General features: G+C 48.9%; 11 protein-coding genes. 8 read left to right on the forward strand and 3 right to left on the reverse strand.

What is annotated here, in order from left to right:
* Positions 1 to 165: 165 nt before the first annotated feature.
* From rimO to thrC, 3 genes are all read left to right on the forward strand, one after another.
* A complete protein-coding gene (gene rimO / locus MC7420_RS17755; RefSeq protein ID WP_006101946.1) occupies positions 166 to 1,503 on the forward strand; it encodes a 30S ribosomal protein S12 methylthiotransferase RimO in 1,338 nt (445 codons plus the stop codon).
* Positions 1,504 to 1,618: 115 nt separating this feature from the next.
* Positions 1,619 to 3,013 (forward strand): DEAD/DEAH box helicase, encoded by a 1,395-nt coding sequence (locus MC7420_RS17760; protein ID WP_006102098.1) that lies wholly within the window; start codon positions 1,619 to 1,621, stop codon positions 3,011 to 3,013.
* Between the two features lie 263 nt (positions 3,014 to 3,276).
* Positions 3,277 to 4,395, forward strand: coding sequence for a threonine synthase (gene thrC / locus MC7420_RS17765; protein ID WP_006101960.1), 1,119 nt, complete (start codon positions 3,277 to 3,279; stop codon positions 4,393 to 4,395).
* A 393-nt stretch (positions 4,396 to 4,788) separates the two neighbouring features.
* Here thrC and MC7420_RS17770 read toward each other — a convergent pair whose 3' ends face one another.
* The gene (locus MC7420_RS17770; RefSeq protein ID WP_044208019.1) at positions 4,789 to 5,562 is read right to left on the reverse strand and encodes an HAD-IIA family hydrolase; all 774 of its coding nucleotides are present in this window, start codon (positions 5,560 to 5,562) and stop codon (positions 4,789 to 4,791) included.
* Between the two features lie 387 nt (positions 5,563 to 5,949).
* Between MC7420_RS17770 and MC7420_RS17775 the strand changes: the two genes are divergently transcribed.
* A complete protein-coding gene (locus MC7420_RS17775; protein WP_006102012.1) occupies positions 5,950 to 7,026 on the forward strand; it encodes an ATP-dependent 6-phosphofructokinase in 1,077 nt (358 codons plus the stop codon).
* A 180-nt stretch (positions 7,027 to 7,206) separates the two neighbouring features.
* Here the strand turns inward: MC7420_RS17775 and MC7420_RS39910 are convergent, their stop codons facing one another.
* Positions 7,207 to 7,428 (reverse strand): NACHT C-terminal alpha/beta 1 domain-containing protein, encoded by a 222-nt coding sequence (locus MC7420_RS39910; protein WP_390435555.1) that lies wholly within the window; start codon positions 7,426 to 7,428, stop codon positions 7,207 to 7,209.
* Positions 7,429 to 7,824: 396 nt separating this feature from the next.
* Between MC7420_RS39910 and MC7420_RS35375 the strand changes: the two genes are divergently transcribed.
* The 4 genes from MC7420_RS35375 to MC7420_RS17795 all read left to right on the forward strand — a co-directional run bounded on the left by MC7420_RS35375 (position 7,825) and on the right by MC7420_RS17795 (position 14,771).
* Positions 7,825 to 8,562, forward strand: coding sequence for a toll/interleukin-1 receptor domain-containing protein (locus MC7420_RS35375; protein WP_006102053.1), 738 nt, complete (start codon positions 7,825 to 7,827; stop codon positions 8,560 to 8,562).
* Between the two features lie 5 nt (positions 8,563 to 8,567).
* On the forward strand, positions 8,568 to 13,643 hold the full coding sequence (locus tag MC7420_RS17785; RefSeq protein WP_006102043.1) for a tetratricopeptide repeat protein: 5,076 nt from the start codon (positions 8,568 to 8,570) through the stop codon (positions 13,641 to 13,643).
* 31 nt (positions 13,644 to 13,674) lie between these two features.
* Positions 13,675 to 14,172 carry a hypothetical protein gene (locus MC7420_RS17790; protein ID WP_006102072.1) on the forward strand — a complete coding sequence of 166 codons (498 nt, stop codon included), beginning with the start codon at positions 13,675 to 13,677 and terminating at the stop codon, positions 14,170 to 14,172.
* Positions 14,173 to 14,516: 344 nt separating this feature from the next.
* Entirely contained in the window at positions 14,517 to 14,771 is a 255-nt protein-coding gene (locus MC7420_RS17795) for a DUF2283 domain-containing protein (protein WP_006101881.1), read from the forward strand.
* Positions 14,772 to 15,049: 278 nt separating this feature from the next.
* Here the strand turns inward: MC7420_RS17795 and MC7420_RS17800 are convergent, their stop codons facing one another.
* Positions 15,050 to 15,580: an NUDIX hydrolase gene (locus tag MC7420_RS17800; protein ID WP_198016484.1), complete on the reverse strand. Its 531-nt coding sequence runs from the start codon at positions 15,578 to 15,580 to the stop codon at positions 15,050 to 15,052.
* Between the last annotated feature and the right edge of the window lie 147 nt (positions 15,581 to 15,727).

Consider the following 15,727-nt stretch of genomic DNA (forward strand, 5'->3'; position numbering starts at 1 on the left):
TAAAGCTGGGAAAAAATTAAGTGATCAGGATTGAATCAGCCTGAACTCTGGAGGCGTTCTCTCCAGAACGGTTACAGGGAACTGCTCACGACTCATGCTTACTGATTAGGAGCGCTGGAAATCAAGCGCTACTCCACTCTAGTGCCGATTGTAGTAGATAACCGCATGGGCAACAAGCCAACCATTGCCATTTCTCATTTAGGCTGTGAAAAAAATCGTATTGATACGGAGCATATCCTGGGTCTGCTGGTTCAAGCGGGCTACCCAGTCGATAGCAACGAAGATTTAGCCGAATATGTTATTGTAAATACCTGTAGCTTCATAGAGGCAGCGCGGACAGAATCAGTTCGCACGTTAGTTGAGCTAGCAGAAGCCAATAAGAAAATTGTTATTGCTGGCTGCATGGCACAACATTTCCAAGAGAAATTGTTGGCAGAATTGCCAGAAGCTGTAGCTGTAGTCGGAACGGGCGATTATCAAAATATCGTCGAAGTGATAGAACGGGTAGAAGCAGGAGAACGGGTCAAAGCCGTTTCAGCCGAACCCACCTATATTGCGGATGAAACAACGCCGCGCTATCGCACAACCTCAGAAGGAGTCGCTTACCTGCGAGTAGCAGAAGGATGTAACTATCGGTGCGCCTTCTGCATTATTCCGTATCTGAGGGGAAACCAGCGATCGCGAACGATTGAATCAATTGTGGCGGAAGCTGAACAATTGGCGTCCCAAGGCGTGCAGGAATTAATCCTCATTTCTCAAATCACAACCAACTATGGCGTCGATCTGTATGGAGAACCCAAGTTAGCTGAACTATTGCGGGCATTAGGTAAGGTGGATATCCCCTGGATTCGGATGCACTATGCCTATCCGACGGGTTTAACCGAGCCAGTGATGGCAGCAATTCAGGAAACGCCTAATGTTCTGCCTTACTTGGATTTACCCCTACAGCATTCCCATCCAGAAGTCCTGCGTGCAATGAACCGTCCTTGGCAGGGGCGAGTGAATGATCAGATTATTGATCACATTAAAACCGCCTTGCCGAATGCGGTGCTGAGGACTACCTTTATCGTCGGGTTTCCTGGCGAGACAGAGCAGCACTTTAATCATTTGCTGCAATTTGTCCAGCATCACGAGTTTGACCACGTTGGTGTCTTTACTTTTTCTCCCGAAGAGGGTACACCAGCCTACAACTTGCCCAATTCAGTTCCTCAAGCCGTCATGGAGGAGCGTCGCCAGACGCTGATGGCAGTTCAACAACCGATTACGTTGAAGAAAAACCAAGGTGAAGTGGGCAAGATCGTTGACGTTCTGATTGAGCAAGAGAACCCCTCAACCGGAAAACAGATCGGTCGCTCAGCTCGATTTGCCCCCGAGGTCGATGGATTAGTCTACGTCCAAGGCGAAGCCCCCTTGGGGACCATCGTGGAAGTAGAAATCACCGATGCTGGCATCTATGACCTCTATGGTTCTGTAGTCCCTAGTCCACTGTTAGTTGTCGGTTAACTAGAGTCGATTCAGGGTAAGGGAATGTTGGCGATTGCCAACTCCTTAACCCAGACTCTTGATCACTGACGACTGACCTTAACCATCACGAAAAACTCACAACAACCGTTAAATTATGACCCTTTCATTCAATAATCTGGGCTTATCTGAAGAGTGCCTCCATCAACTGGAAAAATTAGGTTTTGATACACCAACGGAAATTCAATCTCAAGCCATTCCAGAACTGTTGGCAGGGCGAGATGTGGTCGCTCAATCTCAAACCGGTACAGGGAAAACCGCTGCCTTTTCTTTGCCGATGTTGGAACAGATAGATCCTAATGCCCGAGGCGTACAAGCCTTAATTCTTGCCCCAACACGGGAATTAGCCCGACAAGTGGCAGATGCCATTCGGGACTTGACCAGCAATCGCCGTGTCGGTATAGTCACCGTCTACGGAGGACAATCTATTGATCGCCAAATTCGTCTGTTACAACGTAATGCTCAAATGGTTGTCGGGACGCCAGGACGAGTGATCGATTTGCTGGATCGAGGAGATCTCAAATTAGATCAAGTCAAATGGGTGGTCTTAGATGAAGCCGATGAAATGTTGAGCATGGGCTTTATCGATGATGTCAAGAAAATCCTCAAGCAAGCCCCGAAAGAACGCCAGACTGCCTGTTTTTCGGCAACAATGCCGAAGGCAATTCGGGATTTAGTTAACCAGTTCCTCAAATCCCCGGTGACGGTAACCGTGGAACTACCCAAAGCTACCCCAGCACGGATTGAGCAACGGGTTTATATGATCCCCCGTGGGTGTTCAAAGTCCAAAGCCCTACAGCCAATTTTGGCGCTGGAAGACCCGGAAGCCGCCCTAATTTTTGTGCGGACGCGGCGGTCAGCAGCGGAACTCACCAGTCAGTTACAAGCGGCTGGGCATAGCGTGGATGAGTATCATGGCGACCTCAGCCAAAGCCAACGGGAGCGCTTGTTGTCCCGATTCCGCCAGAGTCAGGTGCGCTGGGTGGTGGCGACGGATATTGCCGCACGGGGTCTGGATGTGGATCATCTCACCCATGTGATTAATTATGATCTGCCTGATCAGGTGGAAAGTTATATTCACCGAATTGGTCGTACCGGACGTGCTGGGAAAACCGGAACCGCGATTTCCTTGATTCAACCCTTTGAACGGCGCAAACTGCACCAGATTGAACGGAAAGTCCGGCAGAACTTACAGGTGTCTCGGATTCCCACGCGATCGCAAATCGAAGCGCGGCGCTTGGAGAAATTGCAAGATGAGTTACGAGAGGCACTCACTGGAGAACGTATGGCATCATTCCTGCCTATCGTGCGGGAGTTGAGTGAAGAATACGACCCCCACGCGATCGCTGCCGCCGCCTTGCAAATGGTCTACGACCACACGCAACCGGAGTTAGCCGCCATCGAGGTTGATAACAAAGTAGAACGTCCGAAACTGGTGAAGCGTCGTAATAACAAATCCAAAGAATCGGTCACTCATAACCGTTCTCGGTAATTGATTGAGTTCATCCCATGACCAATAGGTGTGGGATGAATTTGTTATTTGTCATTTGTCTTATGTCATACTCGCTCCCTTGAGAAGCAAGCTACGTCTTATGTCGAAGAGTTCTTGCACTTAGTTAGGGCGGGTTTAGTGACATCTGGGTGGCAAGCAGCGATAATGGTGAAACCCGCCCCTACAGATGTGCTATGGCACGTCTGGTCACTCAAACGTTTTTTCGGGTCATTTGTCATGACCAAAATTCAGTAAGAAATCACATGACTCTGTCTGCTACCAATACCCCTCAAACTACAGATACTTTTACTAAACCTTGTCAATGGTCGGGTCTAATTGAGACCTATCGGTCTTATTTACCCGTCACCGCCTCAACTCCCGTAGTGACTCTCTTGGAGGGAAATACGCCGCTGATCCCCACCCCTGCCCTTTCAGAAGCGGTGGGTAAGGGAGTCAAGGTATTGGTTAAATATGATGGTCTTAACCCGACGGGTAGCTTTAAAGATCGAGGTATGACCCTAGCGATTTCTAAAGCAAAGGAAGCTGGGGCAAAAGCCGTGATTTGTGCCAGTACGGGGAATACCTCTGCCTCGGCTGCGGCTTATGCGACTCGGGGAGATATGCAGGCTTTTGTGTTAATTCCGGATGGCTATGTCGCCTTGGGGAAGTTGGCGCAGGCATTGGTGTATGGGGCGCAGGTATTGGCAATTGAGGGAAATTTTGACGACTGCTTGCGGATTGTCCAGGAGTTAGCGGCAAATTATCCGGTAACGTTGGTGAATTCGGTCAATCCCTATCGATTGGAAGGTCAAAAAACGGGCGCGTTTGAAATTGTTGATAATTTAGGGAATGCTCCTGATTGGCTGTGTATTCCGGTGGGAAATGCCGGGAATATTACGGCGTACTGGATGGGCTTTTGCCAGTATCATCAACATGGGAAGTGCGATCGCTTACCTCGGATGATGGGATTCCAAGCGGCTGGGGCGTCACCGTTAATTCTGGGTGAACCCGTGGCGCATCCGGAAACAATCGCCACCGCGATTCGGATTGGTAATCCCGCCAGTTGGGAGAAAGCTGTTGCGGTAAAAGATGCCAGTCAGGGACAGTTTAATAGCGTTACCGATGAGGAAATTCTGGCAGCCTATCGCCTCTTAGCTTCAAAAGAAGGAATATTTTGTGAACCCGCTAGCGCTGCATCGGTGGCGGGGTTATTGAAAGTGAAAGATCAAGTTCCCACGGGAGCAACGGTGGTTTGTGTGCTGACAGGGAATGGGCTAAAAGATCCGGATACGGCGATTCAACACTGCAACAACCAATTACAGCGAGGAATTGAGCCAACCACCACCGCCGTCGCTGAGGTGATGGGATTCAGTTCAACGTGAATAGTAAGCTACGGCGATTGAAATCGCTGCTACACAAACAAAGTCCGCCTGCGCGGACTGGAACGGGGGTAGCTAACCCTGATTTGGTACTATAGCACTACGAGGTACGGAAAGGACATCAGTTGATCCCAAGAGGGAAGAAGTGAACACCTCGACTTACCTCGACTCCGCTCGGTAACACGCTCGGTGTGTCACAGGGAACAGGGAATAGTACAGAATGTCCTAACCTGTCTTGGTACTGCTATATATCGTGTCCGGTTGATCACTTGCGATATAGGTTTATATCAAATTGCAGTCTAATGTAGAACTTTCTTTTTCTCCCATCTCCCCCTCACCCCCTCACCCCATCTACTCTATCTGCTATCTTTAAACGCAACTTGCTATTAGTCTATGTCAAGGGACTAAATCCCCCACTCCTGGCAAAATATAGTGGGGACGATAGGCAAAATGGATTAAATCCTCTTGGCGGGTGACTCCGGATAACACCAATGCCGTCTCGATTTCTGACTCAATCCCGGCGATGATATCCGTATCCATGCGATCGCCAATGATGGCTGTATCCTCGCGACGACAGCCTAGCTTCTTCAGAGCATGGCGCATCATTAGGGGATTTGGCTTGCCGACAAAATAGGCTTTCGCCCCCGTCGTCAGTTCCAAGGGTGCAATTAACGCCCCTGTCGCTGGCACAATTCCTTTCTCACTCGGTCCAGTTAAGTCAGGATTTGTGCCAATTAACTTTGCCCCTTTAATCACTAACTGCGCCGCCTGTTCTAATTTCTCAAAGCTATAACTGCGCGTCTCGCCCACCACCACATAATCGGGGTTGGTATCGTTCATGGAAAACCCAGCATCATACAGCGCATTTGTCAACCCGGCTTCCCCAATCACAAAGGCACTTCCTCCGGGACATTGTTGAGCCAAAAATGCCGCTGTTGCCAAGGCGCTGGTGTAGAAATGTTCCTCCGGGACTTCTACGCCTAACCGTTTTAGCTTCTCCCGCAACTCCCGAGGCGATCGCTCACTGCTATTAGTCAAGAACAGAAATTTCTTTTCCGACGCTTTTAACCAGTCCAAAAATGCCTCCACTCCTGGCAGTAAGCGGTTGCCGTGGTAAATCACGCCATCCATATCACAGATAAATGCCTGTTTGCCGCGTAGCTCATTCATGGAAACAAGGGACTCAAAAGCCTGGACGTTAGAATCAACAACGATGATACCAGCCTGGGTGGAGAAAAGATATTGGTCTTGCCCATCACCAATCACGACTTCTCAATCAGCATTTTCTAAAGCCGCAGTGCTGCTTGATACTCTCAGATCAAAGAAAATTGGCTATCTTGGACTAGATGTTTACAGACCAGCAAGGGTTCATGAACCACGCCTTACTTCGTGAAGACGCGGATTGGCAGAGATAACCTGCCAGTAAGCTGTCACGCATTTAAATTGGGAATGGGTAGCGAGCAAGATGCTCGCACTACAAGGATTTCGCAATTCTTGATGCATCAAACAGCCTTCGTTAAAAACTATCCACAATAGAACACAACTTGAGATCGACCTATGGAAACTCGCAAACGGATTGGTCTACTCACCAGTGGCGGTGACTGTCCCGGATTAAACGCGGTCATTCGCGCTGCGGTTAGACATGCTACCCTGAGCTATGATTGGGAAGTTTTAGGTATTCCCTATGCCACCCAAGGTTTATTGGAAGGCAAAGCAGTCTCACTGAATGTTCATGGTTTAGATAGTCGGGGAATCGACCCACTCCTGAGTACTGGTGGTACTATCCTTGGTTCAATTAATAAAGGGGATACCGAGGCTCAAGCCGATCAGATTATCGCTGGTTATCAGAAATTAGGTCTAGACGCCCTAATTGTTATTGGTGGTGACGGGAGTCTGGCGATTATGAACCAGCTTGCCCATAAAGGGAATATGAATATTGTGGGCGTCCCCAAGACGATTGATAATGATGTGGCGTTCACCAATTTAGCCGTTGGTTTCGATACGGCGGTGAACACCATTGTTGATGCTTTATCTCGCCTCTCCTATACAGCCGCCAGTCACGATCGCGTGATGGTGGTTGAGGTGATGGGGCGCGAAGCCGGACATCTCGCTCTAAATGCCGGGATTGCTGGCGGTGCTGATGTAATCCTGATCCCGGAGATTCCCTATTCTATTAGTGGTGTTTGCAAGCATATCACCGAACTACGCGATCGCTGGAATCGCCGCTTTGCGATCGTGGTTGTGGCTGAGGGGGCGAAAACCATTGAGGGTCAAGAACGCTACTACACAGACTCCCAGGGTGAGATTCGATTACGGGGGATTGGAGATTATGTCGCGGATCAGATTTCTCACTTCAGTGGGGATACGATTGAAGCGCGGGTGACGGTTTTAGGTCATGTTCAACGGGGTGGTGCGCCCTCGGCGTTAGACCGTTTGCTGGCTACCTCTTTTGGCAAAGCGGCTGTCGATTTAATTGCCAAGGATGACTATCAAAAAATGGTCGCTTGGCAAAATGGAGTGGTTGTGAGTATTCCCATTGATGAGGTTACCAGCAACAGTCCGATTTTAGTGGATAGTCATCATCCCCTAGTGGAAACTGCTAAAGCCCTCGATACCTACATTGGCGACTTGTAATTGACACCCTCACGGCGGTACTTAGACAGTTTCTGGCACAATTTTTTGTCTAAGTACCCCATAAAGGTTCAGTTGACGCAAGCTGGAGCAAACTATTCAAAATTACCGCTTATCCAAGCATTATTGCGCGAGAACCCAGGAATTTATTAGGGTTTATCCATGGCTAAAAGTCAGCGAATTTTAGCCATAAGTTTGGTGAGTGTGATCGTGTCTGAGTTCAGTTAAAAGACTTGAATTTATTGCCGCGATCGCACGTATCCAATCGACTACATCTGTGATTAGCTGACTTGATACAAAATAGTCTAGGGAAATGGGATCAATGCGTTTGTCGGTGATGATACAAATCCTACCCTCAAACTTGATCAATTCTGTAAGAAATGTATCCCTGTAGAGGCAACGCAAGGTGTTAACTTAAGCCACAACCCCCTCACCCCCAGCCCCTCTCCCACCAGGGGAGAGGGGAGCAAGAAGGAATAATTATTAATAACAGGACTTACGCAGCCACGCCAGATATACTGGTTAAGGTGCGTTACGCTTCTCAAACTCGCTTAACTCTGTAAGAAATGTATCCCTGTAGGGGCACGGCATTGCCGTGCCCTTACCAAGTGAGGAGTTGCCGATGATGCATTAAACACCAAGAGGCGTTTATAATAGTCCCATTATTTATAATATAAAATAATGCAAGAAAGCCTTTATTAGTCATAGCCGTATCGATAAACTCTTTGTCAAGCCTCTGATAACGGATTTCCGCAGCCGCAAAGGGATTTAGTTGTCATCACCATGAATGGAGCGGTTTAGATGAATGAACTAAATAAACAACCTCAGTTTGATGTCTTCATGGCTCACAACAGCAAAGACAAACCGCAAGTGCTGGAGATTGCTGAGCAGCTTAAGCAGCGTGGATTAAAGCCCTGGATAGACATCGAGCAAATCCCTCCAGGAGAATCCTTTCAAAAGGTAATTCAACAAGCGATTCCTAATGTTAAATCTGCTGCCATTTTCTTTGGGCTTGAGGGAACAGGAAATTGGCAAGAAGAGGAAATCCCCGTAATTCTTACTCAATCTCGAAAAGCTAATATTCCTGTCATTCCCGTTTTGCTACCAGGAGTTAACCAACTTCCCGATGATTTGCTGTTTCTCAGTGAACGAAACTGGGTAGCTTTTGCTAGCCGTCTTGATGACATCAAAGCTATGGATTTACTGGAATGGGGGATTACAGGGAAGAAGCCAGGAGCGGAAGGTGAGAATCAAACGACATCTTTATCCTCATCATCGACGGAACAATATTCAGAAAATGAGTTGCCAGAAGAACCAGAAGACGTGGCGTTAGAGCTACTTCAGCGCCTCCGTCCCCCTCAGTTTAAGAGAGTTTTGTTTTATTACAAATCAGTTAACGAATATGACTTGCCAGACACTAATGCGCCACAATCGGAAAAAGCAATGGAATTTGTTAGACTAGCAGTTGAGCAAGAAGGAGAATCCCTTTCAAAACTGCTCAATACTATTTATAAAGTTGCTCCCTTTCTGAAACAGTAGCGTGAATGACTACTCTAGACGACGAACTATTGGAAAAACTCAGAAGACTCAGTAGTGAGCAATTTCAGGCAGTGGTTTTTCGTCTTAAAGATGATATTGAGGAGGCGGAGCTTCCTGGTTCTACGGCTTCTCAATCCGAAAGGGCGATTGAACTGATTAGACTGCTTCAGCTACAGGATAAACTTCAACGCCTCAATAACATCCTGGCTGAACCCGCTATCTCCATCATTGGTGAGCAGTATATCGGCTATGAGATAGAAGCTCAAGTTAAGGGAATTGTTCATGAGTATATCCAGCAGCCGTTTGAAGGGCGGGAAGAGGAGCAGCGTCAGCTTGATGAGTTTGTGCAGCACAATTCCAAGGGGGTGCTGTTGGTAACGGGGGCGGCGGGTTTTGGCAAATCGGCTCTGTTGTCCCATTGGCAAGAAAGCCAGCAGGAGGATTGTTTCATCGCCTATCACTGCTTTAGTTATCGTTACCAGAAAACGCGCTTAGTCTCGGAAGCCTATCGCCATCTGCTCAAACAACTCTATCTGTATCACAACATTAGGAATGGGCAGTTTCCTAATGATCCAAATCAGATGCGGGATATCCTGGTGGGGATGCTGGAGAAACCTGTCTCGCCAGAGGGTAAGCGTCTGGTGATTGTGTTGGATGGGTTGGATGAGGCTTCAGAAACGTTGGAGCCGTTTTTTACCAGGCTCCCGGATGGGGTGTTTGTGATTGCTTCAGCACGGGCTGAGGTAGGGGATGAGCCGGAATACCTGCGGAATTGGACAGATAATGCTCAGAGATTGTATCTGAAGCGGCTACACCGTGAGGCAATTCCTAAGTGGCTGGCGCAAATCAGCGAGTTAGTCACCTATAGCCAGAATCAGGATTTTGTTCAACGGCTGGATGAGATAACCGGGGGATTCCCGCTTTACCTGCGTTATCTGATTGATGAGTTGAGACAAGCGGCAATAAAGCGTCAGGATGTGCAGGGGTTACTCCGGAATAGTCCCGGTGGGTTCCAAGCGTATGTGAAAGAACAGTTTCGCCAACTTGCCAAAGTTGAGGAGATTAAGCGACAAGGGGAAGTGCGGGAGTTGTTTGCGTTGCTGTCAGTGGCGTTGGGAGCGTTATCCGAGGATGATATTGAAGCGTTGACTGCGTTGAATGCCTGGGATTTAGCGGATTTACCCTGGCAGGCGACACGGTGGTTTAGTGTTCAAACGGGTTGTTATAGTTCTGACTTTTCACGCCATCCAGAAAAATCGATATCAAACCTAACCCCCCAACCCCCTTCCCTGCAAGGGAAGGGGGAGAATTCAAAGCAAGGGAACGGGGAGAATTCAAAGCCTCTCTCCTTGCAGGAGAGAGGTTTGGAGAGAGGTTTTCCAGATTCCGTCAAAAGTAAGAATTATAGTTTTGCTCACCCCTTACTCGCCCAGGAGTTTAAAGGGGCGCTGGGGCGTCAGGCGTCTTTGGCGGAAGCTAAGTTAATTGACTATTGTGCCAAATGGCAGGAACTGGAGCGTTCCGATTATGGATTACGATATTATGCCGAACATTTGGGATTGGCAAAGCGGTGGGGGGAGTTGTATGAATTGGCTCGTAATCAAGAATTTGTCACGGCTCAACGGCAGCATTTACCGGAACAGCCGGATTTGCCTCTAAAGACGGTGCAGATAGCGTTGTCGGGTGCAGCGGAAACGGATAATGCAGGTGGGATGGCAGAGTTTCTGCTGGTACACGCAGGGCGAGTGATACAAATCGCTCAAGAGTCACCTCTGGATATATTGCGATTAGGCAGTATTGACGGAGCCTTGGCATTGGCGGAGAAGTTTGATCCGGAACGCTGTGTTCTGTGGTATCTGCTGCTGGCATGGGAGTTGGCAAAAGATGCCAGCCAGAATGGGGAGCAAATGGAACAAGCGCGGGAAATATTGGAGCGATTACAGCAGAAGAATTTGCCCCGTTTGTCAGAAAATTGGATGGAGGATTGTGCTGTTTACTGGCTGACGTATCTATTGACAGCCACAAAAGGGACGTTTACAGCGCTGTCAAGACGAATTTTAGATGATGAGAGTCTCGCTCATCTGTGCCAGAGCCTTGTCGCAAGGGGTGACTTCACAATTGCTCTGGACATCGCACAGCAGATTGACAATTCAGATAAACGGGCAGAGGTACTGGTTGAGATTGCCAAAGCACAGCCAACAGCAGAAAACTTCACCGCCGCCATCCACACCGCACAGCAAATTGAGGATTCCAACAAACGGGCAAGAGTGCTGGTTGAGATAGCCAAAGCACAGGTACAGGCAGAAAACTTCACCGCCGCTATCCACACCGCACAGCAAATTGAGGGTTTTTACAGCCAGGCATGGGTGCTGTTTGAGATAGCCAAAGCACAGGCACAGGCAGAAAACTTCACCGCCGCCATCCACACCGCACAGCAAATTGAGCGTTCTGACTACCGGGCATGGACGCTGTTTGAGATAGCCAAAGCACAGGCACAGGCAGAAAACTTCACCGCCGCCATCCACACCGCACAGCAAATTGAGCGTTCCGACAACCGGGCATGGGCGCTGTTTGAGATAGCCAAAGCACAGGCACAGGCAGAAAACTTCACCGCCGCTATCCGCACCGCGCGGCAAATTGAGGGTTTTTACAGCCGGACATTGGCGCTGTTTGAGATAGCCAAAGCACAGCCAACAGCAGAAAACTTCACCGCCGCTATCCACACCGCACAGCAAATTGAGGGTTCCTACTACCGCCGGGTAAGGGTGCTGGTTGAGATAGCCAAAGCACAGCCAACAGCAGAAAACTTCACCGCCGCCATCCACACCGCACAGCAAATTGAGCGTTCCGACAACCGGGCATGGGCGCTGTTTGAGATAGCCAAAGCACAGGCACAGGCAGAAAACTTCACCGCCGCCATCCACACCGCACAGCAAATTGAGCGTTCCGACAACCGGGCATGGGCGCTGTTTGAGATAGCCAAAGCACAGGCACAGGCAGAAAACTTCACCGCCGCCATCCACACCGCGCGGCAAATTGAGGTTTCCTACTACCGGGCATGGGCGCTGTTTGAGATAGCCAAAGCCCAGGCACAGGCAGAAAACTTCACCGCCGCTATCCACACCGCGCGGCAAATTAAGGGTTTTTACAGCCGGACATTTGCGCTGCTTGAGATAGCTAAAGCGCAGCCAACAGCAGAAAACTTCACCGCCGCTATCCACACCGCTAAGCAAATTGAGGATTCCGACCTCCGGGCAGAGGCGCTGTTTGAGATAGCCAAAACACAGGCACAGGCAGAAAACTTTACCGCCGCCATCCACACCGCTAAGCAAATTGAGGTTTCCTACGACTGGGCAGAGGCGCTGTTTGAGATAGCCAAAGCACAGGCACAGGCAGAAAACTTCACCGCCGCTATCCGCACCGCGCGGCAAATTGAGGATTCCTACCAACGGGCAAGGGTGCTGGTTGAAATAGCCAAAGCACAGGCACAGGTAGAAAACTTCACCGCCGCCATCCACACCGCACAGCAAATTGAGCGTTCCTACAAACGGGTAGAGGCGCTGGTTGAAATAGCCAAAGCCCAGCCAACAGCAGAAAACTTCACCGCCGCTATCCACACCGCTAAGCAAATTGAGGATTCCGACCTCCGGGCAGAGGCGCTGTTTGAGATAGCCAAAACACAGGCACAGGCAGAAAACTTCACCGCCGCTATCCACACCGCTAAGCAAATTGAGGATTCCGACCTCCGGGCAGAGGCGCTGTTTGAGATAGCCAAAACACAGGCGCAGGCAGAAAATTTCACCGCCGCCATCGACACCGCACAGCAAATTCAGGATTCCAACGACCGGGCAAGAGCGCTTCTTGAAATTGCCAAAGCCCAGGCGCAGGCAGAAAACTTCACCGCCGCCATCGACACCGCACAGCAACTTGAGCGTTCTGACTACCGGGCAGAGGCGCTGTTTGAGATAGCCAAAGCACAGGCACAGGCAGAAAACTTTACCGCCGCCATCGACACCGCACAGCAAATTCAGGATTCCAACGACCGGGCAAGAGCGCTTCTTGAAATTGCCAAAGCCCAGGCGCAGGCAGAAAACTTCACCGCCGCCATCGACACCGCACAGCAACTTGAGCGTTCTGACTACCGGGCAGAGGCGCTGTTTGAGATAGCCAAAGCACAGGCACAGGCAGAAAACTTTACCGCCGCTATCCACACTGCTCAGCAAATTGAGGTTTCCAACTACCGAGCAAGGGTGCTGGTTGGGATAGTCAAAGCACCGCCAACAGTCTACCGGACATTGGCGCTGCTTGAGATTGCCAAAGCACAGCCAACAGCAGAAAACTTCACCGCCGCTATCCACACCGCACAGCAAATTGAGGATTCCAACTACCGAGCAAGGGTAAGGGTGCTGGTTGAGATAGCCAAAGCACAGGCACAGGCAGAAAACTTCACCGCCGCCATCAAAACCGCACAGCAAATTCAGGATTCCTACGACCGGGCAAGGGCGCTACTTGAGATTGCCACAGCCCAGATACAGGCAGAAAACTTCACCGCCGCTATACACACCGCACAGCAAATTGAGAATTCCAACAAACGGGCAAGGGCACTACTTGAGATAGCCAAAGCCCAGCCAACAGCAGAAAATTTCACCGCCGCCATCGACACCGCTCAGCAAATTAAGGATTCCCAGAAACGGGCAAAGGCGATGCTTGAGATAGCCAAAGCACAGCCAACGGCAGAAAATTTCACCGCCGCCATCGACACCGCTCAGCAACTTGAGCATTCCAACGACCGGGAATTGGCGCTGGTTGAGGTTGCCAAAGCACAGGTAAAAGCAAAATACATTGAACAGGCACTCTTAACCGCCGAGAAGATTCTCATGAACCGCAATGAACACCTTCCCAATATCGCGGCTACCTTTGTCAAAACAGGCGATAAGGAAAACTTCAAGCGTCTGTTAATTCCCTGTGCTTACTACCTCAATGCTGCCTATCAAATGTGTGGACATCTCGCCCAACTGTATCCAAATCAAGCATCAGATATCGCCAAAATTGTCAATACATTTACCTTAAGTTCAACCTAGACTCTAGTGAATTCATCAACGAACCAAACTTATGCCCAAACAAGACCCCGCCAAATTAAAAAAAGTCTCGGTCAGCCTCCCGTTTGGCATCGGCGGTGCAGAATGGGAAGCCGATGAAACCGAACGCAAAGCCGCTTGGTCACTCTACGTTGAACTCGTCACTCGCATCACGGTACAATCCCTAGAAGCCGACCAAGGACTGCTGCGAGAAGCGCTCAATTCTCTCTATAGTATGTTTGCGATTACCCGGCAAATCCTCAGAGACGCGGGTCCCGATGTGGGCATCTCTTCTCAATCTGTTGGCGGAATTGCCATTGCGGTTCTTAATAAAGGTTTGCGCCCCTTTCTATCAAAATGGCATCCCTTATTACAAACCTGGGAAGCCCAGAAACCTCCCACCGCCAGTCCCAAACAGCATGAGAAAAATTGGTCTTTAGAACCTCAGATGTATGAGGAGTTGCTAATACTGGGAAAAGAGTTACAGCAATATACTGAGGCGTTGGCGGAGATTGTGGGAGTGGAGGAATGAGGGTGATGGGGTTGTAGAGGTTTCTTGACATTTTCCCCCTCATCCCCTAACCCCTTCTCCCGACCCCCCTCGTTCCCCCCTACAAGAGGGGGGAGGACAAAGGATGCTTCGCTTTTGTTGCACGGGAGAAGGGGAACCGGATTTTCTTGCTCTCATAAGGGTAGGTTTTTAAGAGGTTTTTACCCCTTGTTTTCTTTCCTTCCTTGTCCTCCTTGTCTTGTCCCCACCCTAAAATAAAAAACCTACACCTGTCAGATTTTCTTGCTCCCCTCTCCCCGGAGTGGGAGAGGGGCTGGGGGTGAGGGGTTAAGCATTTATTTTGATCGCAAGCGTAAGGGGACATTATGAGGATAGATTTTGATCAAGAGACTGAAGCCGTTTATTTCCGACTTAAGGATTCAAGAATTGTTGAATCTGAAGAAATCAGCCCCGGCATTGTTTATGACTTTGACGAAAATGATACTATTGTGGGCATTGAGATTTTAAATCTAAGTCAAAAAAACCCAGACTCGATCAAAAATGTGAATTTTCCTTTTACCCAGGAGGAAAAAAAGCGGTTAAGAGATATTTTAGGTTGGCTTAAGCTGTTCGGCATTTAAACCTTAATATCAATAATGGCGCAATCCTTGCCGTAGTGCGTTAAGCGAAGCCATGCCGCAGGCTTTGCATCTTGCTCGCTGCATTGAGCATCTTGCTCGCTACTAATACCCAATTTAAATGCATGACAGCTTACCCTGGTTTAAATCTCTAAAGCTAGGCGTTGAAGCACTAAAGTGCTTACTACAAACAAAGCCCTTTTTTAGCGGGAAAAGGGCGCACGTCGGGAAAAGGGCGCACGTCGGTGCGCCCCTACGATTCTAATCAACTACCCCGTATCTTATTCAAGAATAGATTTGAGCCGAAAATACCCAATCTGACAGGCTGAATAATCGCATTGATTCAAATAATCAAACGGATGCCATTCATTATGGCTAATCGATTCAAAATAGCTGCCATCTTGCTGTGCTATTTCCGGTTCTACACCCGTTACATCGGCATAATACATATAACAAATCTCATTGGTTTGAGTTCCGACAATATATTTTCCTAAGGGTAGAACCTGAACCGAAAATCCCGCTTCTTCATGCACCTCTCTAATCGCCGCTTCCTCTGGCGACTCTCCGGTATCGATACCCCCAGTAATGGGACAAGGATAGAGTTTATGCTCTTGGTTAATATCGGGAATATGGATACAAAGCGGCTGCTGTCTAATTAAAACTTGATAATCTTCTGGGTTACTCTGATGTTTTCTAATCAGAAATATCGCCACAGAATCTCGCCCCTTTCGTTCTAGGTAGTGATACCCCCAAGCTGTTTCCTTAACTGTAATCCAATCGGTACTAAAAATAATTTTCTCTTTATTCATCATAAGTTATACATCAATTGTAGGAGCGGAATTGTAGGGGCGGGTTTAGCCACTCACTCTACTTGTCACCCCTAAACAAACAACAAAACCCGCCCTACCCCACCAATCAATCCACGAAAAAACGCCCAAAAATCATACATTAGGATGGAT

It is taken from the genome of Coleofasciculus chthonoplastes PCC 7420 (genome assembly GCF_000155555.1).
Taxonomy (GTDB): domain Bacteria; phylum Cyanobacteriota; class Cyanobacteriia; order Cyanobacteriales; family Coleofasciculaceae; genus Coleofasciculus; species Coleofasciculus chthonoplastes_A.

Bases quoted from the DNA above. Each gene is read 5' to 3' on its own strand.
- rimO (WP_006101946.1), top strand. From the start codon at position 166: ATGGGCAACAAGCCAACCATTGCCATTTCTCATTTAGGCTGTGAAAAA.
- MC7420_RS17760 (WP_006102098.1), top strand. From the start codon at position 1,619: ATGACCCTTTCATTCAATAATCTGGGCTTATCTGAAGAGTGCCTCCAT.
- thrC (WP_006101960.1), top strand. From the start codon at position 3,277: ATGACTCTGTCTGCTACCAATACCCCTCAAACTACAGATACTTTTACT.
- MC7420_RS17770 (WP_044208019.1), bottom strand. From the start codon at position 5,562: ATGAATGAGCTACGCGGCAAACAGGCATTTATCTGTGATATGGATGGC.
- MC7420_RS17775 (WP_006102012.1), top strand. From the start codon at position 5,950: ATGGAAACTCGCAAACGGATTGGTCTACTCACCAGTGGCGGTGACTGT.
- MC7420_RS35375 (WP_006102053.1), top strand. From the start codon at position 7,825: ATGAATGAACTAAATAAACAACCTCAGTTTGATGTCTTCATGGCTCAC.
- MC7420_RS17785 (WP_006102043.1), top strand. From the start codon at position 8,568: ATGACTACTCTAGACGACGAACTATTGGAAAAACTCAGAAGACTCAGT.
- MC7420_RS17790 (WP_006102072.1), top strand. From the start codon at position 13,675: ATGCCCAAACAAGACCCCGCCAAATTAAAAAAAGTCTCGGTCAGCCTC.
- MC7420_RS17795 (WP_006101881.1), top strand. From the start codon at position 14,517: ATGAGGATAGATTTTGATCAAGAGACTGAAGCCGTTTATTTCCGACTT.
- MC7420_RS17800 (WP_198016484.1), bottom strand. From the start codon at position 15,580: ATGATGAATAAAGAGAAAATTATTTTTAGTACCGATTGGATTACAGTT.